We start from the raw sequence: 24,046 nt of genomic DNA on the forward strand, positions 1-24,046 counted from the left end.
GGCGAACGGCCCGCGTGACCGACGAGAACTGCCGGCGTTCACATTCATCTTGTACTGACGCCGAAACTACGCGGCTCTGTTCAACTCAGGCGGTTGAACCCTCCTATCCCACCCATTTCACCCAGCGCCCGTGAAAATCCGCCCGGCCGATCTCGCGGGTTTCGCCTGTCGGCCAAAGCGTGAGCAGGATTGCTGCCCCTTCCGGCTTGCCGTCGGCTTCCAGTTGCAGGCGGGCCAGCGGTGCGGCATCCGTCGCGCGGCTGCCGGCGTCGGCGATCAGGTCTTCACCCTCGGCCTTCAGCGCGGGTGGCAGATATTGCCAGGCGATGGTGTGGTAGATCACATGGGCCAATCCTGGGCGCGTCGTTGCCAGACGCTTGCGCAGCCAGTCGATCGCATCAGCCTTTTCGACCTTCAGGCCGCTTTCGGTCGCCATTTCAAGGGTTGCTGCCGTGCGGTCGAGGCGGTCCTGCTGGTCGGCCCAGATATAGGAAAAGAGCCGCAGGCGGTCGTCTTCTGAAGATGGGTCGAGCGGGTTCAGGTCGCAGCCGGCGCGTTCGGTGATCTCGATTGCGGCGTCTGGCGGCGGCGGGCCTTCCCAGTGTGGGGCGAGTTCGACGGCGGAGGCCTGGCCCCAGCGGAAGTCTCCCAGTTGGTAGCTGTAGCGATCCCATTGCAGGTTGAGGCCGGCGCTGGCGCCGACTTCCGAGAGGATCAGCGGCTTGCCGGTTAGCGCCGCAATGGTCAGGAAGCCGGGGAGCAGGGCGGAGGAGCGGCGCACCTCGTTGGTCTGCGGGGCGGATTTCAGGCGCTCCAGCATGAAGGCTTCGTCCTGGCGCAACGCAGCCTCGACGGCGGCCCAGAGGGTGTCGTTGTCGGCGTTATGGGGCGGGTAGACGGCTGACAATGCAGGGTCCTGGCCAGATCGAACAAGCGCATGCAGCGTGCCGGCGAGCCGCAGGGCAAGCGCATCGCCGGTGCCGTCGGGATTGCCGGGCCAGCCGAGGATCATGGCGCCGACCCTCGTCTCTTCCGTCAGCCGTTCTGCCGCCAGCGTGCAGAGGCGGGCGGTGAAGGGTGAGCCAAGATCGTGACAGGCCTTGGCTTGCCGAAGGAAACTCTGGCGGATCGCTTGGCTGCGCTCGTCGGTCATGGCCGCATCCGCCTCTCGTTTCAGACGCCTTCCGGACGGTCCTTGGGGTCGAACTGGGAAATGGTGATCCAGTCGGCTGTCAGGGCTGCCTTGCGTTCGTCCTCGATCTCGACGGTCACCTCATAGGTGTTCATCAGCATGCCCGCGCCGCGAAAGCGGGCTTCGGCGAGCTTGAAGGAGCCGCGAATGCGCTTGCCCGTCCGGACGGGCGACATAAAGCGGACTTTCTCGAAGCCATAATTGATGCCCATGGTCTGTTCGAGGATCTTCGGCAGGCAGTTGTAGTTCATCGCTGACAAGAGCGAGAGCGTCAGGAAGCCGTGCGCTATGGTGCCGCCGAAGGGCGTTTCGGCGGCGGCGCGCACCGGGTCGGTGTGGATGAACTGGTGGTCCATGGTGGCGCCGGCAAAGGCGTCGATCATCGGCTGGTCGACGGTGATCCAGTCGGATACGCCGACCACGGTTCCAACGAGGCCCGGCACGTCCTTGAGCGAAATCTCTTGCGGCATGAAAAGAACCTGATCCTTCAATAATTCCCGCAGGCTACAGCCGCTTGATGTCATGAGGAAGAGGCTAAAGTCACTGCTGGGGAAAAACTCAAGTTTCGATCCAGAAATCGACACTGCGGGCCTTCACCGTCAGCTTGGCGGCACTGCGGCCCGTCTCGAGGCGGCGCCATTTGCGCTTGTCGTGTGATGGGAGCGCGAAGTCCCTTGGCTCAGATGAGCGATTGAAGAGCACGGCAACATGGCAGTCCTTGGCCGTTTCCCGATCGATGGAGGCAAGAACCATGGCGAAGGCGCCGAGATCGGGTGTTTCCCAGTCGGAGACCGTCATGGGCAGACCGTCAGTGTTCAGCCAAGCGACGTCATCTTCGCCGGTCAGGACACTCGTATCCATGAAGCAGGAGAAGCGCTGGCGCATGGCGGCGAGGCGGGCTGTCGTTTCGATCAACTCCCCGTCCACCTCAGACCAGGCGAGCCAGGTGAGCGCATTGTCCTGGCAATAGGCATTGTTGTTGCCGCCTTGGCTGCGGCCGAACTCGTCGCCTGCCGTCAGCATCACGGCGCCCCGGCTGGCGAAGAGCGTCGAGAGCAGGGCTTCGACATCCTGGCGGCGCTTTTTCAGGATCGCCTTGTCTGAGGTTTCGCCCTCGACGCCATTGTTCCATGAATGGTTCTCGTTGTGCCCGTCGCGGTTTTCCTCGCCATTCGCCTCGTTGTGTTTGTGCGCGTAGGAAACGAGGTCGTAGAGCGAGAAGCCGTCATGGGCTGCGATGAAGTTGACGCTGCGGGTCTGGCCGTGGCCGTCATGGGCGAAGAGATCAGACGAGCCGGCAAGCGCCGTTGCGAGATCCCCGGTCGTACCAGTATCGCCCCGCCAGTGGCGGCGGAAGGTGTCGCGGGCGCGGTCGTTCCATTCGAGAAAGGCGGGCGGGAAGCGGCCGAGTTGATAGCCGCCGAGCCCGATATCCCAGGGTTCGGCGATCAGGATGCGATCTTCCAGCACTTCGTCTTCGAGGATGGCTCGAAGCGTTGGCGCGTCGTGATGAAAACCGTCCCAATGGCGGCCCATGATCGGGGCGAGGTCGAAGCGGAAGCCGTCGATACCGGCCGAGAGAACGAAGTGGCGGAGCGTATCGACGATCAGCTGTCGCACGAAGGGATGGTCGCAGGCCAGCGTGTTGCCGCAGCCGGTGTCGTTGACCAGCGTGCCCGGATCATCGGCCACATGGCGGAAGAGAGACCGGTTGTCGATGCCGCGCAGCGAGAGCGTCGTGCCATGCACGTCGCTTTCACCGGTGTGGTTGAAGACAAGGTCGAGGATGACGCCAATGCCCTCGGCATGCAGGGCGGCGACCGTGTCGCGGAGTTCCTTGACACCACCGGGTACGAGACGGGGATCGAGCGCCATCATGGCGACGGGGTTGTAGCCCCAGCTGTTGGTGAGGCCGAGAGGTGGCAGATGCCTCTCATCGATCCAGGCGGTGATCGGCATCAGCTCGACCATATCGACGCCGATGCGGCGCAGATGCGCGAGGACGGCGGGATGGGCGAGGGCCGATAGCGTGCCGCGTTGAGCTTCGGGTACGTCCGTATGCAGCATGGTCATTGCCTTGACGTTGACCTCGTAGATGAAGCCGGTGCGCTCGCCGAGCGGCATCATGGGCTTCAGCGGCTTGTGCGCCTTCAGGATGGCTTTCGGCATCAGGCCGGCGGTGTCGACGCCGAACTGACCGAGGCGTGCGTCGTAAACGAAGGGCCGGTCCAGCTCGGTGGCGTGGGGATCGATCAACAGCTTGGATGGATCGTACCAGTGCCCTTGCTCGGGGTCATAGGGGCCGTGGATGCGGAAGCCGTAGCGGGCGCCTTCCTTCAAACCCTCGACGAAGACATGATGCACATCGCTTTCGCCACGCACCATCGAGAGGCGGGCCAGTTCGGTCTCGCCCCTGATATCGAAGAGGCAGAGCTCCACGCGTTCGGCATGATGCGACCAGAGGCGGATATCGGCACCCGTCTTGCCGATGATGGCTCCGAGCATCGGCTTGGTCATTTGGTGCCTCGTGGTCCGGTTGATTCGCTCGCCTGATGGAACAATAGCAGGCGAGCGATCTTCGGCCAGAGCGGTTGCGCTTACATGGCCTTGAGGTTCACTGCTTTCACGGCCTCTTCCTTGCGTTCGCTGTAGCGATCGGTGAGGTAGTCCGAGATGTCACGGGTCAGAAGCGTGAACTTTATCAGTTCCTCGCAGACATCGATGACGCGCTCGTAATAGGAGGAGGGCTTCATACGGCCTTCGCCGTCGAATTCCTGATATGCCTTCGCAACCGAAGACTGGTTGGGGATTGTGATCATCCGCATCCAGCGGCCGAGCAGGCGCATGGCGTTGACCGCATTGAACGACTGCGAGCCGCCGGAGACCTGCATGACGGCGAGCGTCTTGCCCTGGGTCGGGCGGACGGCGCCGACGGACAGGGGAATCCAGTCGATCTGCGCCTTCATGATGCCGGTCAGCGTGCCGTGACGCTCGGGGCTCACCCAGACCTGGCCTTCCGACCATTCGGAGAGGTCGCGCAGTTCCTGCACCTTTGGATGGCTGACGGGTGCGTCGTCCGGCAAAGGCAGGCCGGAGGGATCGAAAACCCTCACCTCGGCGCCGAAATGTTCGAGCAGCCGCTTGGCTTCCATCGCCAGTAGGCGGCTGAAGGAGACCTGACGCAGCGAGCCGTAGAGGATCAGAATACGCGGCTTGTGGGTCGAGAAGGGGCGGCGCAGCGCCTCCAGATCCGGCATGCGCAGGTGTTCGAGATCGGCGGCCGGCAGGTCAATCTTTGCATCAGACAATGCGCTTGCCCTCCGCATCGAGCACGGCCTCACCATCTTCCTTGACGAAGCCAGAGGTGAAGGCGTCTGATGGCAGAATGTCGAGCACGACTTCCGACGGGCGGCATAAGCGCGTGCCCATGTCGGTGACGACGAGCGGGCGGTTGATCAGGATCGGGGTCGCGATCATGGCGTCGAGAAGCTGGTCGTCCGATAGGGCAGGGTCGGCAAGGCCGAGTTCCTCATAGGGCGTGCCCTTTTCGCGGATCGCCTCGCGGACCGAAAGGCCGGAATCGGCGATCATCTTCGCGAGCTGCTCCTTGCTCGGCGGGGTCTTCAGGTATTCGATGACAGCTGGCTCGATGCCGGCATGGCGGATAAGATCCAGCGTGTTGCGCGAGGTGCCGCAGGCCGGGTTGTGATAGATGGTGACGGTCATGGACGTTCCGTTCCTTCGGGTATGATCGGTGGGATTTGATTGCGGCTCTCGGCGAAAAGCCAGGCGGCGATAGCGGCAGCGATCAGGGCGCCGGCAATCTGTGCGAAAATGAAACCGGTGAGGTCGATCGGGCGGATCCCGGCGAAAGTATTGGTCAGGCTGCGGGCGATGGCCACCGCCGGATTGGCGAAGGACGTCGAGGCGGTGAACCAGTAGGCGGCCGTGATGTAGAGGCCGACCAGCATCGGGATGGCGTCCGTCTTGAAGCGCAACCCGCCGAGGATGGTGAGGAGCAGGCCGAAAGTTGCCACCGCTTCTGCGCTCCATTGCGCCGATCCAGTCCGCACCGTTTCGGAGATCTGGAAGACGGGCAGGTCGAACATCACGTGGGCGATGAGCGTGCCGGCGATGCCGCCGAGGATCTGCGCGAGCATGTAGGGCAGGATGGCGGAGGCCTCCAACTCCTTGCGAAGAGCGAAGACCATAGTCACGACCGGGTTGAAATGGGCACCGGATATCGGCCCCAGGATCGTGATCAGCACGAAGAGGATCGCGCCGGTCGGGATCGTGTTGCCGAGCAGGGAGACGGCAACGTCATCGGAAAGCCGGTCGGCCATGATGCCGGAGCCGACGACGGTTGCGACCAGCATGGCGGTGCCAAGCGCCTCGGCTGCGAGGCGGCGGGAAAGATCGGCCATGGTCTTCAGCCGGCCGTCTGTGTGCTGCTGCCGATCTCGTTCAGCCGCTTCTGCAGGGACAGCTTATCGAGGCTCGCCATCGGCAGGCTGACGAAGATCGAGATGCGGTGATTGAGCATGCGATAGGCCTCGGCGAAGGCGAAATGCTTTTCGCTGTCCGTGCCTTCGGCAGCGGCCGGATCCGGCACGCCCCAATGGGCGGTCATCGGTTGGCCGGGCCAGACGGGGCAGGCTTCGGCGGCCGCGTTGTCGCAGACGGTGAAGACGAAATCGAGTTCAGGGGCGCCGGGGACTGCGAACTCGTCCCAGTTCTTCGAACGGGCGAAGCTCGTGTCGTAGTTCATGCCCTTGAGGAGCTGCAGCGTGTAGGGGTGAACTTCACCCTTCGGCTGGGAGCCGGCGGAATAGGCCTTGAACTTGCCCTGGCCGAGCCTGTTGAGGATCGCTTCCGCGATGACCGAGCGGGCTGAATTGCCGGTGCAGAGGAAGAGCACGTTGTAGATCTTGTCGGACATGGCCGGTCTCTCAGTTGGGGCGGGTGACTTCGAGGGTGGGTGAACAGCAGGCGAGATCGTCGATTAGCGGCTGGCAGAGGCTGGCATTGCCGCCGCAGCAATCCTTGAGTAGGTAAAGGGCAACCGCGCGGAAGCGGTCGAGATCGGCGCGGTAGATGATCGATCGGCTCTGGCGCTCGCCCGTGACAAGGCCGGCCTGGGCGAGCGTCGCGAGATGCGCCGACATGGTGTTCTGCGGCACGCCGATCAGTCGGGCGAGTTCACCTGCGGGCACGCCGTCTGGCTCATGCGCCACCAGCAGGCGAAAGGTCTGCAGGCGCGTCGGCTGTGCCAGGGCGGCAAGCGCCGCGATCGTCGATTTTTCATCCATATATCCAGAATAGTGGATATGATGTGGGAGTCAATCGCCGCTGTGGTCCGTCACAAACAAAAACCCCGGAGCCGAAGGCGCCGGGGTTCTAATGCGTGAGCGAAGGTCTCTAGGGGATCAGGTAATAACCGTCGGCTCGTTCATGCCCGTGTAACGCTTGATCTCGGCCACTTCCTCGGCTGCCGCGATCAGGTCGGCCAAGGCTCCTTGCGTCTCGATGCCGTGGCGGCTGGCGTCGGGCTCGTAGCGCTCGACATAGAGGCGAAGCGTCGCGCCCGAGGTGCCGGTGCCGGACAGGCGAAAGACGATGCGGCTGCCGCCGTCAAAGAGGATGCGGATGCCCTGGTTCTTCGAGACGGAGTGGTCGATCGGGTCGTGATAGGCGAAGTCGTCGGCGGCGCTGACTGTCAGGCCGTTGATCTTGGTGCCGGGCAGGCTGTCGAGCTTGGCGCGGAGCGCTGCGACAAGGGCGTTGGCATTGTCGGTGTCGACGCCTTCATAGTCGTGGCGGGAATAGTAGTTGCGGCCGTATTCGGCCCAGTGGCTTTCCACGATCTGCTTGACGCTCTGCTTGCGGGCAGCGACGATGTTCAGCCAAAAGAGCACCGCCCATAGGCCGTCCTTCTCGCGCACATGGTCAGAGCCGGTGCCGAAGCTTTCTTCGCCGCAGACGGTAACCTTGCCGGCATCCATCAGATTGCCGAAGAATTTCCAGCCTGTCGGGGTCTCATACATGCCGATGCCAAGTTTTTCGGCGACGCGGTCGGCGGCGGCACTTGTCGGCATGGAGCGGGCGATGCCTGCGATGCCTTGTCTGTAGCCGGGCGCGCAGGTGGCATTTGCGGCGATCATCGCGAGGCTGTCGGAGGGCGTGACGAACATGCCCTTACCGACCACCATGTTGCGGTCGCCGTCGCCGTCCGATGCCGCACCGAAGTCCGGACCATCGGCGCTCATGACATCGTCATAGAGCTCCTTCGCATGGACGAGGTTCGGGTCCGGGTGGTGGTGGCCGAAGTCGGGCAGCGGGATTTCGTTCCGCACGGAGCCTGAAGGCGCGCCGAGGCGCTTTTCTAGGATCTCGACGGCATAGGGGCCGGTGACGGCGCTCATACTGTCGATCACCACGCGGAAGCCGCCAGAGATCAACGCGCGGATCGCCGGGAAGTCGAAGAGGGTTTCCATGAGGTCGGCATAGTCGGTGACCGGATCGATCACCTCGACGGTCATGCCAGCCAGATCGAAACTTCCCACCGTGTCGAGGTCGATGTCGGCGACGTCGGCGATCTTGTAACTGTCAATGTTGCGGGTGCGGGCAAAGATCGCGTCGGTGATCTTCTCCGGTGCCGGGCCGCCATTGCCGATATTGTACTTGATGCCGAAGTCTTCGGTCGGGCCGCCGGGATTGTGGCTGGCCGAGAGCACGATGCCGCCAAAGGCATGGTATTTGCGGATGACATGCGAGGCAGCTGGCGTCGAGAGAATGCCGCCCTGGCCGACCATGACCTTGCCGAAGCCATTGGCGGCGGCCATTTTCAGCGCCACCTGGATGACTTCGCGGTTGTAATAGCGGCCGTCGCCGCCGATCACCAGCGTCTGGCCTTCGAAGCCTTCCAGGCTGTCGAAGATCGCCTGGATGAAGTTCTCCGCATAGTTCTCCTGCTGGAACACCGGAACCTTCTTGCGCAGTCCCGATGTGCCGGGCTTCTGGTCCGCATAGGGTTTCGTGGAGACGGTCGAGATCATCGATTACTGGCCTTTCGAGACGAGGCGTTGATAAAGGTCGGCATAGGTCGTGCCGCTCCTGTTCCAGGAGACGTCGGATTTCATGCCTTGCTTCTGCATTTGCGACCAGAGACGCTGGTCACTGTAGAGGCGAAGCGTGCGGCGGATGGCGCGGCGGAGGGCATCGACTGTCACCGGCGCAAACTGCACGCCGGTTGCAACACCAGCAGCCAAGGCCGCTTCATTGGCGTCGATGATGGTATCGGCGAGGCCGCCGGTGCGGGCAACAAGCGGAACACAGCCGTAGCGCAGGGCGTAGAGCTGTGTCAGCCCGCAGGGCTCGAAGCGCGAGGGCACGAGGATGATGTCGGAACCGGCCTGCATGATATGCGACAGCGCTTCATCATATCCAAGTATCATGCTGACACGGCCGCGATGATGGGCGGCGGCGTTCTGAAGTGCGGCCTCGATGCCGCTTTCCCCGGAACCAAGGATCGCCAGCCTGCCGCCGGCATTGACGATTTCGTCGATGACGTCGGGCAGCAGGTCGAGTCCCTTCTGCCAGGTGAGGCGCGAGATGACGCAAAAGATCGGGCCATCGTCGCCATCAAATGCAAAGCGTTCGACCATGGCCGCACGGTTGCCGGCGCGCTTCTTCAGTGCTGATCCGGAATAGTGGCTGGTGAGCAGTGGATCGCTGGCCGGGTTCCAGACGTCGGCATCGATGCCGTTGACGATGCCGTAGAGGTCAGCGGCGCGGCTGGCGATGACGCCATCAAGACCCATGCCGAATTCGGGTGTCAGGATTTCCTCGGCATAGGAAGGGCTGACCGTGGACAGCGCATGGGCGGTCAGAAGACCGCTCTTCAGATAGCTGATCGTGCCGTAATATTCGAGCGCCTCGTGCCATGCATGTCCAGGCAGACCAAGATAGGGGAAGAGTGTGGCGCCGAACTGCCCCTGGAAGGCGATGTTGTGGATGGTGATGAGGCTCGGCACTTCCGGCGCCTCGGCGTAACGCATGTAGACGGGAACCAGAGCACCCTGCCAGTCATGTACATGGACGAGGTCCGGTTTGAAGCTGGGCAGCACGCCCGCCGCGATCTCGGCGCCCACCTTGGAGAGGACGGCGAAGCGCTTCCAGTTGTCGGGGTAGTCCCGTCCCTGCGTATCGAGATAGGGACCACCCGACCGCTCGTAGAGTGGCGGGCAGTCGATGATCAAAAGTTCGAGGCCCTCGTGTTTTACCTCGAGAAGTGTCGCCCGTTCATCGAGAATATCCTCGAACTCGTGGACCTTCTTGGCCTTCTTCACCGCTTTCATAACGGCCGGATAGCCGGGGATCAGCGTCTTCGTCTCGACGCCATGGGTGGCGAGCGCGATGGGAAGCGCGCCCGCAACGTCGGCGAGGCCTCCGGTCTTGATCAGCGGATAGAGTTCGGAGGCGACCGAAAGGACCTTCATGGATGCGGCTAACCTAGTTTGTCGATCATCGACTGCGTGATGAGGCAGATCCCGTTTTCGCTGCGACGGAAGCGCTTGGCATCCATTTCCGGATCCTCACCGACGATCAGCCCCTCCGGGATCACCACGCCATGGTCTATCACGACATTTGTGAGACGCGCATGACGGCCGATCTGCACCTTGGGCAGGACGACTGCGCCTTCGAGTCGGGAATAGGAATTGGCGCGCACGCCGGTAAACAGCAGGCTCTTGTAGAGCGCCGAACCGGAGATGATGCAGTCGCCTGAGACCAGCGAGGAGATCGCCGAGCCGCGACGACCCTCGTCGTCATGGACGAATTTCGCCGGCGGGGTGATCTCGGAATAGGTCCAGATCGGCCAGGTCTTGTCGTAGAGATCGAGTTCCGGAACGATGTCGGTCAGGTCGATGTTGGCCTGCCAGTAGGCGTCGATCGTGCCGACGTCGCGCCAGTAGGGCGTGCGTTCGAAATCGGAGCGGACGCAGGACTGGGCAAAGCGGTGGGCCACCGCTTTGCCGCTCTTGACCACGTAGGGGATGATGTCCTTGCCGAAGTCACGGCTCGAATCCGGGTCGGCCGCATCGCGGCGCAGGAGTTCCATCAGGAACTTGGTGTGGAAGACATAGATGCCCATCGAGGCGAGGGCATGGTCTTCGTTGCCGGGAATGCCCGGCGGGTCGGCCGGCTTTTCGACGAAGTCGATGATCCTGTCGGTGGCATCGACATGCATGACGCCGAAGCCGGTTGCTTCCATGCGCGGCACTTCCAGGCAGCCGATGGTGACGTCGGCGCCCGAGGTGACGTGCTGCTGCAGCATCAGCTCGTAGTCCATCTTGTAGATATGGTCGCCGGCCAAGATGACCATGTATTCGGGGGCGTAGGATTCAATGATATCGGCGTTCTGGTAAACGGCGTCGGCGGTGCCCTCGTACCATTGCGTTTCGGAGACGCGCTGCGAGGCCGGCAGAATGTCGAAGCTCTCATTGCGCTCGGGGCGGAAGAAGTTCCACCCGAGCTGCAGATGGCGGATCAGTGAATGGGCCTTGTACTGGGTGGCCACGCCGATACGGCGGATACCGGAGTTCAGAGCGTTGGAGAGGGCAAAGTCAATGATGCGGGCCTTGCCGCCGAAATAGACGGCCGGCTTGGCGCGCCGATCCGTCAATTCCTTCAGGCGGCTGCCGCGCCCGCCGGCCAGTACATAGGCCATAGCATCGCGCGACAAGCTTCTTGCCGTTTTCTCGGTCATGTATTTCCTCCCCTTACTGTTCCAATTCCAGCATGATCACGGCCAGCGGCGGCAGGGTCAGCCCTGCTTTCGCCCATCCGCTTCCCGTGGCATGCGCCTCCACGCGGCCACCATTGCCCTTACCGCTACCACCATAGATTTCGGCATCGGTGTTCAGTATCTCACGCCAACGGCCGGCCGCAGGCAAGCTCAATTCGTATTGTTCGTGATAGTTCGGCGTCAGGTTGCAAATCACGGCGATCGGCTTTTCGCCGGGTGCCTTGCGCAGCCAGGCGAGCACCGAATTCTCCTGATCATCCGCATTGATCCACTCGAAGCCCTCGCCCTCGCAATCGCGAGCATGGAGTGCCGGCTTGGAGCGATAGGTGAAGTTGAGGTCGCGGACCAGCCGGCGCATGCCTTCATGCGGGGCATAATCGAGCAGGTTCCAATCGAGCGAGCGGGCCTCGGACCACTCACTCCACTGGGCGAACTCCTGGCCCATGAACAGCAGTTTCTTGCCGGGATGGCCCCACATATAGCCGTAATAGGCGCGGAGATTGGCGAACTTCTGCCAGTCGTCACCGGGCATCTTCGCGATCATCGAACCCTTGCCGTGTACCACTTCGTCGTGGCTGATCGGCAGAACGAAGTTCTCGGAAAAGGCATAGAGCAGGCCGAAGGTCAGCTCCTGATGATGGTACTTCCTGTAGATCGGATCCCGGGCGAAGTAGCTCAGCGTGTCATGCATGAAGCCCATGTTCCACTTGAAGCCGAAGCCGAGGCCACCTTCATGGACCGGCTGCGAGACCTTTGGCCAGGAGGTGCTCTCCTCGGCAATCGTCATGATGCCCGGATGGCTGCCATAGGCGTGGTGGTTCATCTGTTGAAGGAAGCGCACCGACTCCAGGTTTTCCCGCCCGCCGTATTCATTGGGGATCCACTCGCCTTCCTTCCGGGAATAGTCGAGGTAGAGCATGGACGCGACAGCATCGACGCGCAGGCCGTCGAGGTGGAATTTCTCGGCCCAGTAGAGGGCGTTGTTGATCAGGTAGGACAGAACCTCCTGACGACCGAAATTGTAGATCGCGGTGTTCCAGTCCGGGTGAAAGCCCTGGCGGGGGTCGGCATGTTCGTAGAGCGCCGTGCCATCGAAGTTGCGAAGCCCGTGGGCGTCCGTCGGGAAATGCGCAGGCACCCAGTCGAGGATGACGCTCAAGCCCACCTTGTGGCAGCCGTTGACGAAACGGGCAAAACCCTCCGGCTCGCCGAAGCGGGCGCTTGGCGCGTAAAGCCCCGTCGTCTGATAGCCCCAGGACGGGTCGTAAGGGTGCTCGGTCACCGGCATGAATTCGATATGGGTAAAGCCCATGTCGACGCAGTAGGGGATCAGCCTTGCGGCCATCTCGTCCCAGGTCAGCATGGAGCCGTCGTCGCGGCGCTGCCAGGACCCGGCATGGACCTCGTAGATCGAAATCGGCTGGCGGCGCTGGTCGATGCTTGCCCAGTGCTCGCGGTGGGCCTCGTCTTCCCAGTCCTGTTCGAGCTCAGGTGTCGTCACCGAGGCGTTCTTCGGCCGCATCTCGGCGCGGCGCGCAAAGGGGTCGGCCTTCAGCGGCTGAAGATCGCCATGCGGCCCGACGATTTCGAACTTGTAGCTGGCACCGGCCCGGACATCGGGCGCGAAGATTTCCCAGATGCCGGTGTCGCGGCGCAGGCGCATGACGTGGCGACGTCCGTCCCAGTCGTTGAAATCGCCGACGACGGAGACGCGGCGGGCATTGGGGGCCCAGACGGCGAAGTGAAAGCCGTCGACACCCTGATGCTTGATCGGATGGGCGCCCATCTTGTCGAAGAGGCGCAGATGCGACCCTTCCTTGATGAAGTAATCGTCCATCGGCCCGAGGATCGGCCAAAAGCTGTAGGGGTCGGTCACCGTCCATTCGGCATCGCCGCGGGTGGCGCGGTAGCGGACCGGCAGAACACCATCGAGCTTGACCGGGCCTGAAAAGAAGCCGGCATCGTGCAGACGCGCGAGTTCGCCGACGTGGTATCCGGCCAGATTGTAGGCAATCACCGTCTCGGCGCCCGGGATGAAGCAACGTGCAACATGGCCCGCGCCTGCCTCGTGCACGCCGAGAAAGGCGAAGGGGTCGCCATGCGTCCCGTGGATGATCGCTTCGATTTCTGCTGCCGACGGTGTGTCCGGCTTCGCTACGTCACCGCTCCTCTTCGGTGATTTTGCCATCAAGCTCTCCAGATATCCGCGTTGTATTGCCGGATGGTGCGATCCGACGAGAACCAGCCCATGCGGGCCGTGTTGCGGATGGTCTTGGAATACCAGGCCGAGGTATCGGTCCAGATGTCGTCCACCTGACGCTGGGCCTTGGCATAGGCGTCGAAATCGGCGGCAACCATGAACCAGTCATGCTGGTAAATGCCCTGCATCAGATCGGCATAGCGGTCACGATCGTCAGGCGAGAAGACGCCGGATGCGATCGACGAGAGGGCCTGCTGCAGTTCGCGCGAGGCATCGATTGCGGCGCGCGGATTGTGTCCATCCGCCCTCACGCGTCCGACCTCGTCTGCGGTCATTCCAAAAATCACAATGTTCTCCTCGCCCACATGATCGCGCATTTCGACATTGGCGCCGTCGAGCGTTCCAATGGTCAATGCACCGTTCAACGCGAACTTCATGTTCCCGGTTCCCGACGCTTCCATGCCGGCGGTGGAAATCTGTTCGGAAAGATCGGCGGCGGGCACCATGACTTCGGCGAGAGAGACGTTGTAGTTGGGAATGAAAACGACCTTCAGCAGACCGCGCACCGAGGGGTCGGTGTTGATGATGCGGGCGACGTCGTTGGCCAGTTTGATGATGAGCTTGGCGTTGTGGTAGCTGGGCGCTGCCTTGCCGGCGAAGAGTTTTACGCGCGGGACCCAGTCGCGTTCAGGATGAGACCGGATCTGGTCGAAGAGCGCTACCGTCTCGATGATGTTGAGAAGCTGGCGCTTGTATTCATGGATGCGCTTGATCTGGATGTCGAACATCGCATGCGGATCGAGCTTGATGCCCATGCGGCTTGCCACGAGGCTCGCCAGCTTCTGCTTGTTGGCGAACTTCACCGCCGCGAACTTCTGCTGGAAGGCCGGATCGTCGGCGAAGGCGTCGAGACCCTTAAGCTTCGTTGCGTCGTCGAGGAATTCCGGTCCGATCGCTTCCTTGATGAGGTCGGTCAAGTCGGGATTGCACTGCATCAGCCAGCGGCGTGGGGTGATGCCGTTGGTCTTGTTGTTGATGCGCGTCGGATAGAGCTTGTGGAGATCGGAGAAGACCGTTTCTTTCATCAGCTCCGTGTGCAGCGCGGAGACGCCGTTGATCGAGTGCGAACCCATGAAGGCCAGGTTGCCCATGCGCACGCGGCGGTCGCCGCTTTCGTCGATCAGCGAGATCTGGCGGATCTCATGGTCGTTGAAGCCGCGCTTCTTGCGGGCGTCGAGCAGGACCTTGGCGTTGATCGCGTAAACGAGCTGCATGTGGCGCGGCAAAAGGCGCTCGAACAGCGGCACCGGCCAGCTTTCCAGCGCTTCCGGAAGCAGTGTGTGGTTTGTGTAGGAGAAGGTCTTGGACGATATTTCCCAGGCCTCGTCGAATGCCACGCCGTGCACATCGACCAGCAGGCGCATCAGTTCGGCAACGGAGACGGCCGGATGGGTGTCATTGAGCTGGATCGCCACCTTATCCGGCAGCTGGGCGAGCGTGTTGCCCTGCTGCAGGTGGCGGCGGACGATGTCCTGCAGCGAGGCCGAGCAGAAGAAGAATTCCTGGCGCAGGCGCAGTTCCTGGCCGGCGGGCGTGGCGTCGGCCGGATAGAGGACGCGGGTGAGCGATTCGGCCTTGTTGCTCTCGCGCAGCGCGCCAATGTGGTCGCCGGCGTTGAAGGCGTCGAGCAGGATGGGGTCGATCGGCTGGGCCGACCAGAGGCGCAGCGTGTTGACGCGCTCGCCGCGCCAGCCGACGGCCGGGGTATCAAAGGCGGTGGCGATGACGCGCTCGCCCTGCTTCCAGACGTAACGCGGCTCGCCATCCGGACCATCGACGGTTTCGACTGTGCCACCAAAGCCGACTTCGTAGGAGCTTTCGCGCCGCTCGAATTCCCAGGGGTTGCCGTGGGCGAGCCAGCTTTCCGGCAGTTCGACCTGCCAGCCCTCGGCCATCTGCTGGCGGAAGAGGCCGTGAACGTAGCGAATGCCATAGCCATAGGCCGGAATGTTGACGGTTGCCATACTCTCCATGAAGCAGGCGGCGAGACGACCGAGACCGCCATTGCCGAGCGCTGCGTCAGGTTCGAGGCCTGCGATCACGTCGAATTCGACTGACAGAGAGGACAGCGCCTGGCGGATGTCATCGATCAGGCCGAGGTTCGACATGGCGTCGCGCAGGAGGCGGCCGATGAGGAATTCGAGCGATAGATAATAAACCCGCTTGCCGTTGTTCATGTAGGTGGTGCGGGTCGATTCCATCCACGTGTCGATGATGCGGTCACGCACCACGAGGATGGTTGCTGTCAGCCAGTCATGCGGCGTTGCCACCTTGGCATCCTTGCCGATGCTGTAGGTCAGCTTGTCCATGATCTCGGCGGCCAGGGCGTCCGGATCGGAAACTCCGCGCTTGGGAAGGGGAAGGTCGACTTTGTGGGGAGTCTTGATCATCGGTCCGCCTGGCGTTGTTCGTGTCTCCGGGCGGCGCCGATGCGATAGCGGTGCCGCTTCCGTGAATGCCAGTTTACGCATCGAAATGAGACAGTTGCAACAGGCGGGAAGCTGCGAGGAGAACTTTTGTTCGGAGCGCCGTCTTGGGCCTCAAGGCCCTGATCTGATTATATTATCTGAAAAGCGTGAAGAAGCGATAAGACCGCAGCCATGACGGCTGCGGTCGAATTGTGGGAGAAATCCAAAACGTTTTGGATCGTGTCAGTTGGTCAGGCGGGTCGAGGCCGCAGCCGCAGCCTTGCCGATGTCGCCGAAGGCCTTAACAAGACCGGCCATGTCGGTCGGTTCTTTGTAGTGGTCGTCAGACGTCGCGCATGCTAGCAGCAGCTCTCTGCCTTTCTGAGGGGCCATGAAGGCAACCGTGAAAATCTCGATGCCTTCCTCTTTTGCAGCTGTGCACTGTTCCAGGACTTTTGTGTCGATAGCCGGGTTCCAGGAAGCGCTGTTGCCGGTCATTTCGCCATCGGTCATCAGGACAATGTAGCGAGCAAAGTCCGAATTACCTTTGGCGGAGTGCGCACTCTTCTCGGCGTCGTTGTCTTCTGTCAAAGCCTTGAAGGCAAGCTCCATACCGCCCGAGGCGTTGGTGCCGCCGGTCGGCACGGATGGAAGCACGGTGATGTAGTTGGTCGCGGTCGTGACGCCCCATGCCATGCCGGAGGCTGGCTGGGTGGCGTCGTTGTAAGACACTGCGCCAACACGGATGAGGTCACCCTTCGGATCAGCCTTCACCAGCTCGTTCATCATGACCGCCGAGGCCGTTTTCAGAGCCTGGATCTTCTTGACGTAGCAAGGGCTTGACGGATTGAGGTAGTTCCTTCGGCCGGGCAGGATGTCCTTGTAGGCCCAGTTTGCGGCGCTGTAGTTCACGCAGCTCGTAACCGAGGTATCGACCGTGTTCGTGGTGAAGGACATCGAGCCGGAACGATCCAGCACGACATACATCGACACGGCTGCGCCGCTTTCAGGCGTGGCTTGTGCCGTTGCCGTAACGCTGACGGTTACTTCCTTCCACCCGAGCAGGGCGGTCATGCCATTGGTTGTCAAGGTATAGGTCGGTGACAGACTGACTTCGACGGTCTTGCCTGTCTTTCCGAGCTTTCGCTCGACATTCCCGACTGCGCCGGCCAATGGGTCTTCTTCCGCTTCCTCGTCGGTCTGGTCGCTTGCGCCGCCTGGAAGCACGTTGTTTAGCTGTGCCTTCATGAATTTGCGCGCGAATTCGAGAACGGCGTCGTCGGAGAGTTTATCGTCTTTCGCCAGCGCATTTGCTGCAGACAGGACGGCCGAGTCGGCGGCGTCCTGCAACGTGGCGCGCACCTGGACCATCCGGTTCAAGTCGATTGCCACACCAGCGGTGGCGGCTGCTACGGGGAGCAGGATGGCCGTTGCCAGGCCGAAATTGCCGGCGCGGTCGCGCCAAAGACGTGCGAAGAGCGATTTGCGCGGGCTGTCAGGGGTAGTCATCATGTCCATCCAAAATCAGCGTTTGGAGGGTTATAGACTGCGTCCCATTGCGATCCGTTTAATGGGATCAATAAAATTCGATGTAAGAATGCACTATTGGCGCACCGGGATGACATCCACGGCCTGGTCCGTCTGATGCGAGCCATAGCTTTTCAACACGCCGATGACGGGTGCGACGTCGGCATAGTCCCGGCCGTAGCCGACCACGATGTGATCGGTGCCGGCCGCGATGTCGTTCGTGGGGTCGAGTTCCAGCCAGCCGGTGAGCTTGCCGCACCAGATGCGGACCCAGGCATGCATGGCGTCTGCCCCTTCCAGGCGCTCCTTGCCCGGCGGCGGGATGGTGCGCAGGAAGCCGCTGACATAGCCAGCGGGGATGCCGAGGCTGCGCAGCGCCACGATCATCACATGGGAGAAGTCCTGGCAGACGCCGCGCTTCTTGTCGAAGGCTTCCGCCGGCGTCGTGTCGACGGTCGTTGCTTCGGCGTCGTATTTGAAGTCCTCGTGGATGCGGCTGCAGAGCGTCTCGGCGATCTGGCGTACTGTCATGCTGGGTTTCAGCATGCTGCGCACATAGGCCGCGATCGCCTTGTCCCGGGGTAGCCGCGGGCTTGTGCCGAGAAAATGATGCGGTGATTCCGCATCGAGCGACCAGGTTTCGCCGATCTCCTGCGGAAGTCGGTCGAGCAGCGGTGAAAAGTCGGCAGCCATCGGCTGGGCCTGAACCATCACCCGGGCCTGCATGCGGATGTCGAGCTTCTCATGCGGACCACGCAGGATGGCGTGGCTCGTCGGATGGCGAAAGAAGTCGTTGAAGGTCGAGATCTCGTCTGGCTCCGGGCTGACCGTGATCGCACCGGCGACGAGTCGCTGACGGTCGGGAAGCGAGAGCGGCAGAAGCCGCAACATGTGATGGGCGCCGGTTGCCGGAACCTCGTAGCGGTAACCGATATGGAGCGAGAGGTCGTAGAGCATCGCGTCAGCTCAAATAGGTCTGGGCGAGGATATCGGAGAACTTCTCCAATTCACGCTCCAGATTGGTGTAGACATCCGCCGACATGGCTTCCGGCGTCATTACGGCAAGCCCCGAATGCAGGCGCATTGCCTCGCGGAAGAGGCTCGACATCTGGCCGTTGACCATGGCGTTCGGCAGTTGCTCGACCTCGATGCGTATCTCGTTCAGCTGGAAGAGGATCGATCGCGGATTGAGCGGGTCGAGTGCAAGCAAGTCGGTGACAGTGAGGCGCGCGGTCGAGACATTGTAGCGGCGGCGATGGGTCATGACGTTGTCGCCGATCTCGAGCAGCATGTCGAGCGAGCCATCGGGGGCATCGGGGCCGGTCATGTGGCCAAGCAGGCGTGTCATGTGCAGGCCGCGTTCCAGGAGGCGGCCGATGGTCAGGAAGCGCCAGCCGGTGAAACGGTACATATTTTCATGCACAAGACCGGCAAAGCCTGCGAGCTTGCGCAGGAGGATGGTCATGGCATGAGCGGCATCGTCGCCCGGCTTCACCTTTTCGTGGAAGCGCTTGGCGGTCTTCGATAGGTCGTTCAGCGCCAGCCAGCCGTCCGGCGAGAAGCGGTCGCGGATGTTGCTCGCCGAATAGACGGCGCTGTCGATGTTGCGCAGCAGGCTTTCCGGCACACCGGACTTGGTGTCGACGTCGATGTTCGAAAGATATTCGCTGACGAAGGCGAGCAGCGGCTGGTCCGGATTGGCGCTTTCGGCATAGCGCGCATGCCAGGCGCGCAGGATGCGCAGCACCCCTTCGGCGCGCTCGATATAGCGGCCAAGCCAGAAGAGATTGTCGGCCGCCCGGCTCGGCAGGCTGCCGGGCATGTTGCGGGTGAAGGTCTCCTCCGCCGGCAAAAGCGAGGTGCGGTCAACGGGCTTGTCGGAGACGATCCAGACATCGGCCGCACTGCCGCCGGACTGCATGGCAATCGCCGAGACATCCGATCCGCTGCCGATCCGGGCAAAGCCGCCTGGCATGATCTGCCAGCCATTCTGGGTGCGGGCGGCGAAGACACGCAGCGACATCGGCCGCGGCGTGAGCTTGCCGTCGATCATGGCAGGCGTGGTCGAGAGCGTCACGACTTCCTGGCCCACCAGGTTGCCTGCTTCTGATTCCAGCCATGCGGCAGTGGTTCTGCCCTGCGGGTCCTTGTAGCGCGAGCCCATGACAGAGCGTCCGCCGTCATCGAAGAACGGCAGGCGCGAGAAGGCGGAGCCGATGACCATACGGTCGAGATGGGCCGCGACGTGTTCGCGCTCGGCCTTCTGGCCGCACCACCAGGTGGCGATCGAGGGCAGCTTCAGTTCCTCGCCGAGCAGGTGGCGCGAGAGGGTGGGCATGAAGGCGAGAAGCGCACGGGTTTCGAGAATGCCGGAGCCGAGCGCGTTGACGAAGGTGACGGCGCCGTTGCGCAGCGCCTCCACCATGCCGGGCGTGCCGATATAGGAATTCTGATCGAGCTCCAGCGGATCGGCAAAGGCCGCATCGAGGCGGCGCCAGAGGACGCTGACGGGCTTGAGGCCGGCGACAGTGCGGACCATGACCTTGCCGTTGACGATGGTGAGGTCCTCACCTTCGAGCAACATGATGCCGAGATAGCGGGCGATGTAGGCATGTTCGAAATAGGTCTCGTTGGCAGGACCCGGAGACAGAACCGCGATGCGCTCGTCCGAGCCGCGGGTGCGCGCTTGCAGCGCCTTGCGGAAGGCGCCGAAGAAGGAGGCCAGCCGGTGGACGTGGGTCTCCGCATAGACATCGGAGAAGGCGCGGGCGGTCGCCACCCGGTTTTCCAGCGCAAAGCCCGCACCCGAGGGCGCCTGGGTGCGATCGGCCAGCACCCACCAGTTGCCGTCGGGTCCGCGGCCGATTTCGAAGGAACAGAAATGCAGGTAGTGGCCGCCGGCCGGCTTGATGCCGACAAGCGGGCGTAGGAATTCCGGATTCGAGGCGATCAGCTGCGGTGGCAGGAAACCTTCCTGGACCAGCCGGTTTTCCGAATAGATGTCCGCGACGACCGCTTCCAGGAGATTCGCGCGCTGGACCAGCCCCTCGGCCAGCACCTGCCATTCCGCATCCGAGATCATCACCGGGATGTGGGAGAAGGGCCAGGCTCGCTCGCTCGATCCGCCAGAACCATAGGCACGGTAGAAGACGCCGGCATCGCGCAGGTAGCGATCCGCACGGGCAAAGCGCTCGTGCAGATCCTCTTCCGGCATGGTGTCGATCGCCGAGACCAGGGCCTGCCAGACGGGACGGACATTGCCCTTGTTGTCGATCATCTCGTCGGCGGCGCCCGCCAGCGCACGATAGCCGGCCGTGCGGGCCTTGCTTTTCGGCGCGTCTGGCGGGGAAAGCTCCGCTGCCGTCTTCTGTGCCATCAGATCAGATACCTTGCGGTCGTCTCAGGTCCAAAGTGTGCGGGAATTCCGGCGACACGGTCTCGGGCCATAGGGGATAGGAGCCGGCTGTATGGCCCCAAGGCTCGAAACGTGCAAGCCGACGGGCTTCCGCTTCGTTCCCATTCACAGGGAAAGTGTCGTAGGTCCGGCCGCCAGGATGCGCGACGTGATAAACGCAGCCCCCGATCGACCGGGCAGACCATGTATCATAGATGTCGAATGTTAGCGGTGTGTTGACGGGCAGGACCGGATGCAGACCGGAGGCCGGCTGCCAGGCCTTGTAACGCACGCCGCCCACAGCAACGCCATTGACGTCAGATTTGCGCAGCGGCACCTGGCGCCCGTTGCAGGCCACGACGAAACGTTCGGGATTGGCTGTCTCCAGCTGAATCTGCAGGCGCTCGACGGATGAGTCGACATAGCGGACCGTGCCGCCAATCGCCCCTTCTTCTCCCATGACATGCCATGGTTCCAGCGCCTGTCGCAGTTCCAGCTTCGAGCCCTCGTAGGTTACTTCGCCGACGAAGGGGAAGCGGAATTCCAGCTGGGCGGCGAACCACTCCGGCTTGAAGTCGAAGCCGTGTTCGCGCAGGTCCGCGAGCACTTCGAGGAAGTCCAGCCAGAGGTAATGCGGCAGCATGAAGCGATCGTGCAGGCTTGTGCCCCAGCGGACGAAGCGGCCGCCGATCGGGTTCTTCCAGAAGCGGGCAATCAGTGCGCGGACCAGCAATTGCTGGGCAAGCGACATGCGCGCGTTCGGCGGCATTTCGAAGCCGCGGAACTCGACAAGGCCGAGGCGGCCCGTTGGACCGTCCGGCGAAAACAGCTTGTCGATGCAGATTTCCGAGCGGTGGGTATTGCCGGTGACGTCGATCAGAAGATTGCGGAACAGCCGATCGACGAGCCAGGGCAGGGGGGCTGCAGCACCACTGGCCGGCATCGGCACCTGGGCCATGGCGATTTCCAGCTCATAGAGGCTGTCGTGGCGGGCTTCGTCAAAGCGCGGCGCCTGGCTGGTCGGGCCGATAAACATGCCGGAGAACATGTAGGAGAGCGCCGGGTGGCGCTGCCAGTGCAGGATCAGGCTCTTCAACAGGTCGGGACGGCGCAGGAAGGGGCTGTCGTCAGGATTGGCGCCGCCGACCACGACATGGTTGCCGCCGCCGGTGCCGGTGTGGCGGCCGTCGATCATGAACTTGTCGGCGCCGAGGCGGGTCTGGCGCGCTTCCTCATAGATGGCGTTCGTCGTCGCGACGCAGTCATCCCAGCTGGAAGCCGGGTGGATGTTGACCTCGATGACACCCGGATCCGGGGCAACGCGGATGACGTTGATGCGCTCGTCCTGAGGCGGTGCGTAGCCTTCGATATGGACCGGCAGGCCAAGCCCACGTGCGGCAGTTTCTGCGGCCGCGACCAGTTCGAGATAGTCCTCGACAGCCTCGACCGGTGGCATGAAGACGCAGAGGCGGCCATCGCGGGCCTCGACGCTCATGGCTGTGCGCACGGCGCCCCTGATATCGCCGGCAGAGCCGGTGATGTTCTGCTCGTTGCGATCCTGCTGGGCCTCACCGGTTCTGCGGGAGGCCTCGGGCAGGGCGCGACCCTCGCGGACCTGCGGGCCAAAATCCGGCAAGGGTGAGCGCGGAATCGAGGGATCTGTGGTGTGGATATAGGGATACTGCGACGGCGGCACATAAGGCAGGGTACCGAGCGGCATGCGAAAGCCGATCGGGCTGTCGCCGGGGATGAGGAAGATCTTGCCGCGGCGGGTGCGCCATTTCTCGCTGACCCAGCGGCGGCCGCCGGCCTTGGCGTTCCAGGCCTGGACCGGCAGGATGTAGCCGGTCGGGGTTGTCAGGCCGCGTTCGAAGACCTTGGCGATGCGGGCCCGCTCTTCCGCGCTTTCAAGCTTGGAGTTCGAGGGGTCGACGTTTTCCGGCAGGCTGCCTTCCTTGATGATCCACTCGGCCGGATCCTCGAAGGCCGGGATGATCATGTCGGTTTCGATCTCGAGCTCGGCCGCGATCCCGGCCATCAACGCTTCGGCCTGTTGGTGTGTGACGCCGGTATCCTTGTGTTCGGCGGCGATTAGCGCCGGGTCATGCCAGATCGGCTTGCCGTCCTTGCGCCAGTAGAGCGAGAAGGTCCAGCGTGGCAGGCTTTCGCCCGGATACCACTTGCCCTGGCCGTAATGCAGGAAGCCGCCGGGGGCGAATTTTTGGCGCAACCGGCGAATGAGCTGATCGGCGAGGTCGCGTTTGGTCGGGCCGACGGCATCGGTATTCCATTCTGCGGACTGGAAGTCATCGATCGACACGAAGGTCGGCTCGCCGCCCATGGTGAGCCGCACGTCATGGGCTTTCAGGTCGGCATCGACTTTCTGTCCGAGCGCATTCAGGGCATCCCAGCTGTCGTCGGAGAAAGGCTTGGTGATGCGCGGATGTTCGGCAACGCGCTTCACCTGCATGTCGAATGCGAATTCGGTATTGGCCTGTCCGACATAGCCGCCGGAGATGGGGGCGGCGTTCTTGTAATGCGGGGTGGCCGCCAGAGGGATGTGGCTTTCGCCGGTCAAGAGGCCCGAGGTCGGGTCCAGGCCGATCCAGCCGGCGCCGGGAATGTAAACTTCCGTCCAGGCATGCAGGTCGGTGAAGTCGACCTCGGTGCCGGAGGGACCATCGAGCGCCTTCAGGTCCGGTGCGAGCTGGATGAGATAACCGGAGACGAAACGGGCGGCAAACCCGAGGCGGCGCAGGATCTGGACAAACAGCCAGCTCGAATCACGGCAGGAGCCGCGGGCCGATGTCAGCGTATCCTCCGGCGTCTGGACGCCGGGTTCCATACGAATGACGTAGCCGATCTCCTGTTGCAGGCGGGCATTGAGCCCGACAACCATATCGACCGTCCCCTGACCTTCCGTCGTGTCGATAGTCGCCATGAAGGCGTCGAGCGCCGGCGACGCCGGCTCCGGCGTCATGTAGATCTTGAGGTCGTCGCGCAGATCTTCCGGATAGTCGAAGGGCCATTTGACCGCGACTTCCTCGGTGAAGAAGTCGAACGGGTTGTAAACCGTCATGTCGGCGACGAGGTCGACCTCGATCTTGAATTCGGTGACCGGGTCCGGGAAGACGAAGCGGGCAAGGTAGTTGCCGTAGGGGTCTTGTTGCAGATTGACGAAGTGGTTCTCGGGCGTGACCTTCAGCGAATGGGAGAGAACCTTGGTGCGGGAATGGGCGGCAGGCTTCAGCCGGATGATCTGCGGTCCGAGCTGGACCGGGTTGTCATACTTGTAGTGGGTGAGATGATAGATGCTTGCCTTGATCGCCATTCTTTACCGCTTCGCTGTTCGCCCTGCCGCTTTTTCCGGCTTGCGTCGATCTTGTGCAATGCAGCGCCATAAAGCAAGCGGCCCGGACGGTGGAAGCCGCCGGGCCGCGCAGATGCGGTGTATGGCCTG

At 62.6% G+C, this 24,046-nt stretch carries 17 protein-coding genes; all 17 read right to left on the reverse strand.

What is annotated here, in order from left to right; translation table 11 throughout:
- Positions 1-103: 103 nt before the first annotated feature.
- The 17 genes from BSY240_RS19455 to BSY240_RS19535 all read right to left on the reverse strand — a co-directional run bounded on the left by BSY240_RS19455 (position 104) and on the right by BSY240_RS19535 (position 23,917).
- Positions 104-1,153 carry a DUF2332 domain-containing protein gene (locus BSY240_RS19455; protein ID WP_069043420.1) on the reverse strand — a complete coding sequence of 350 codons (1,050 nt, stop codon included), beginning with the start codon at positions 1,151-1,153 and terminating at the stop codon, positions 104-106.
- Positions 1,154-1,173: 20 nt separating this feature from the next.
- A complete protein-coding gene (locus BSY240_RS19460) occupies positions 1,174-1,662 on the reverse strand; it encodes a MaoC family dehydratase (protein WP_054148508.1) in 489 nt (162 codons plus the stop codon).
- An 88-nt stretch (positions 1,663-1,750) separates the two neighbouring features.
- A complete protein-coding gene (gene glgX / locus BSY240_RS19465) occupies positions 1,751-3,709 on the reverse strand; it encodes a glycogen debranching protein GlgX (protein WP_069043421.1) in 1,959 nt (652 codons plus the stop codon).
- 80 nt (positions 3,710-3,789) lie between these two features.
- Positions 3,790-4,518 (reverse strand): arsenical resistance protein ArsH, encoded by a 729-nt coding sequence (arsH, locus tag BSY240_RS19470; protein ID WP_069043422.1) that lies wholly within the window; start codon positions 4,516-4,518, stop codon positions 3,790-3,792.
- On the reverse strand, positions 4,493-4,918 hold the full coding sequence (gene arsC, locus BSY240_RS19475; protein WP_069043423.1) for an arsenate reductase (glutaredoxin): 426 nt from the start codon (positions 4,916-4,918) through the stop codon (positions 4,493-4,495). The genes arsH and arsC overlap by 26 nt, the downstream gene beginning before the upstream one ends.
- A complete protein-coding gene (locus BSY240_RS19480; protein WP_069043424.1) occupies positions 4,915-5,616 on the reverse strand; it encodes an aquaporin in 702 nt (233 codons plus the stop codon). The genes arsC and BSY240_RS19480 overlap by 4 nt, the downstream gene beginning before the upstream one ends.
- A 5-nt stretch (positions 5,617-5,621) precedes the next feature.
- Entirely contained in the window at positions 5,622-6,131 is a 510-nt protein-coding gene (locus tag BSY240_RS19485; protein WP_069043425.1) for an arsenate reductase ArsC, read from the reverse strand.
- 10 nt (positions 6,132-6,141) lie between these two features.
- Positions 6,142-6,501: an ArsR/SmtB family transcription factor gene (locus BSY240_RS19490; RefSeq protein WP_069043426.1), complete on the reverse strand. Its 360-nt coding sequence runs from the start codon at positions 6,499-6,501 to the stop codon at positions 6,142-6,144.
- A gap of 117 nt (positions 6,502-6,618) precedes the next feature.
- A complete protein-coding gene (locus BSY240_RS19495) occupies positions 6,619-8,247 on the reverse strand; it encodes an alpha-D-glucose phosphate-specific phosphoglucomutase (protein WP_069043427.1) in 1,629 nt (542 codons plus the stop codon).
- A gap of 3 nt (positions 8,248-8,250) precedes the next feature.
- The gene (gene glgA, locus BSY240_RS19500) at positions 8,251-9,690 is read right to left on the reverse strand and encodes a glycogen synthase GlgA (protein WP_069043428.1); all 1,440 of its coding nucleotides are present in this window, start codon (positions 9,688-9,690) and stop codon (positions 8,251-8,253) included.
- Positions 9,691-9,698: 8 nt separating this feature from the next.
- Positions 9,699-10,958: a glucose-1-phosphate adenylyltransferase gene (glgC, locus tag BSY240_RS19505; protein WP_054148203.1), complete on the reverse strand. Its 1,260-nt coding sequence runs from the start codon at positions 10,956-10,958 to the stop codon at positions 9,699-9,701.
- Between the two features lie 13 nt (positions 10,959-10,971).
- Positions 10,972-13,185 carry a 1,4-alpha-glucan branching protein GlgB gene (gene glgB / locus BSY240_RS19510; protein WP_069043429.1) on the reverse strand — a complete coding sequence of 738 codons (2,214 nt, stop codon included), beginning with the start codon at positions 13,183-13,185 and terminating at the stop codon, positions 10,972-10,974.
- On the reverse strand, positions 13,185-15,647 hold the full coding sequence (locus tag BSY240_RS19515; RefSeq protein ID WP_054148205.1) for a glycogen/starch/alpha-glucan phosphorylase: 2,463 nt from the start codon (positions 15,645-15,647) through the stop codon (positions 13,185-13,187). Before BSY240_RS19515 ends, glgB begins: the two co-directional genes overlap by 1 nt.
- 261 nt (positions 15,648-15,908) lie before the next feature.
- Complete coding sequence (locus BSY240_RS19520; RefSeq protein WP_171901599.1) at positions 15,909-17,177, reverse strand: vWA domain-containing protein; 1,269 nt, start codon at positions 17,175-17,177, stop codon at positions 15,909-15,911.
- A gap of 90 nt (positions 17,178-17,267) precedes the next feature.
- Complete coding sequence (locus BSY240_RS19525; RefSeq protein ID WP_054148207.1) at positions 17,268-18,149, reverse strand: transglutaminase family protein; 882 nt, start codon at positions 18,147-18,149, stop codon at positions 17,268-17,270.
- A gap of 4 nt (positions 18,150-18,153) precedes the next feature.
- Positions 18,154-20,568, reverse strand: coding sequence for a circularly permuted type 2 ATP-grasp protein (locus tag BSY240_RS19530; protein ID WP_054148208.1), 2,415 nt, complete (start codon positions 20,566-20,568; stop codon positions 18,154-18,156).
- A gap of 4 nt (positions 20,569-20,572) precedes the next feature.
- Positions 20,573-23,917, reverse strand: a complete 3,345-nt coding sequence (locus BSY240_RS19535) for a transglutaminase family protein (protein WP_069043430.1) — start codon at positions 23,915-23,917, stop codon at positions 20,573-20,575.
- Between the last annotated feature and the right edge of the window lie 129 nt (positions 23,918-24,046).

This window comes from Agrobacterium sp. RAC06 (assembly GCF_001713475.1).
In the GTDB taxonomy this organism is placed as follows: domain Bacteria; phylum Pseudomonadota; class Alphaproteobacteria; order Rhizobiales; family Rhizobiaceae; genus Allorhizobium.

Bases quoted from the DNA above. Each gene is read 5' to 3' on its own strand.
- BSY240_RS19480 (WP_069043424.1), bottom strand. From the start codon at position 5,616: ATGGCCGATCTTTCCCGCCGCCTCGCAGCCGAGGCGCTTGGCACCGCC.
- glgX (WP_069043421.1), bottom strand. From the start codon at position 3,709: ATGACCAAGCCGATGCTCGGAGCCATCATCGGCAAGACGGGTGCCGAT.
- BSY240_RS19525 (WP_054148207.1), bottom strand. From the start codon at position 18,149: ATGCTCTACGACCTCTCGCTCCATATCGGTTACCGCTACGAGGTTCCG.
- BSY240_RS19490 (WP_069043426.1), bottom strand. From the start codon at position 6,501: ATGGATGAAAAATCGACGATCGCGGCGCTTGCCGCCCTGGCACAGCCG.
- BSY240_RS19530 (WP_054148208.1), bottom strand. From the start codon at position 20,568: ATGGCACAGAAGACGGCAGCGGAGCTTTCCCCGCCAGACGCGCCGAAA.
- arsH (WP_069043422.1), bottom strand. From the start codon at position 4,518: ATGCGGAGGGCAAGCGCATTGTCTGATGCAAAGATTGACCTGCCGGCC.
- BSY240_RS19520 (WP_171901599.1), bottom strand. From the start codon at position 17,177: ATGATGACTACCCCTGACAGCCCGCGCAAATCGCTCTTCGCACGTCTT.
- glgB (WP_069043429.1), bottom strand. From the start codon at position 13,185: ATGGCAAAATCACCGAAGAGGAGCGGTGACGTAGCGAAGCCGGACACA.
- BSY240_RS19495 (WP_069043427.1), bottom strand. From the start codon at position 8,247: ATGATCTCGACCGTCTCCACGAAACCCTATGCGGACCAGAAGCCCGGC.
- arsC (WP_069043423.1), bottom strand. From the start codon at position 4,918: ATGACCGTCACCATCTATCACAACCCGGCCTGCGGCACCTCGCGCAAC.
- BSY240_RS19535 (WP_069043430.1), bottom strand. From the start codon at position 23,917: ATGGCGATCAAGGCAAGCATCTATCATCTCACCCACTACAAGTATGAC.
- BSY240_RS19460 (WP_054148508.1), bottom strand. From the start codon at position 1,662: ATGCCGCAAGAGATTTCGCTCAAGGACGTGCCGGGCCTCGTTGGAACC.
- BSY240_RS19515 (WP_054148205.1), bottom strand. From the start codon at position 15,647: ATGATCAAGACTCCCCACAAAGTCGACCTTCCCCTTCCCAAGCGCGGA.
- glgC (WP_054148203.1), bottom strand. From the start codon at position 10,958: ATGACCGAGAAAACGGCAAGAAGCTTGTCGCGCGATGCTATGGCCTAT.
- glgA (WP_069043428.1), bottom strand. From the start codon at position 9,690: ATGAAGGTCCTTTCGGTCGCCTCCGAACTCTATCCGCTGATCAAGACC.
- BSY240_RS19485 (WP_069043425.1), bottom strand. From the start codon at position 6,131: ATGTCCGACAAGATCTACAACGTGCTCTTCCTCTGCACCGGCAATTCA.
- BSY240_RS19455 (WP_069043420.1), bottom strand. From the start codon at position 1,153: ATGACCGACGAGCGCAGCCAAGCGATCCGCCAGAGTTTCCTTCGGCAA.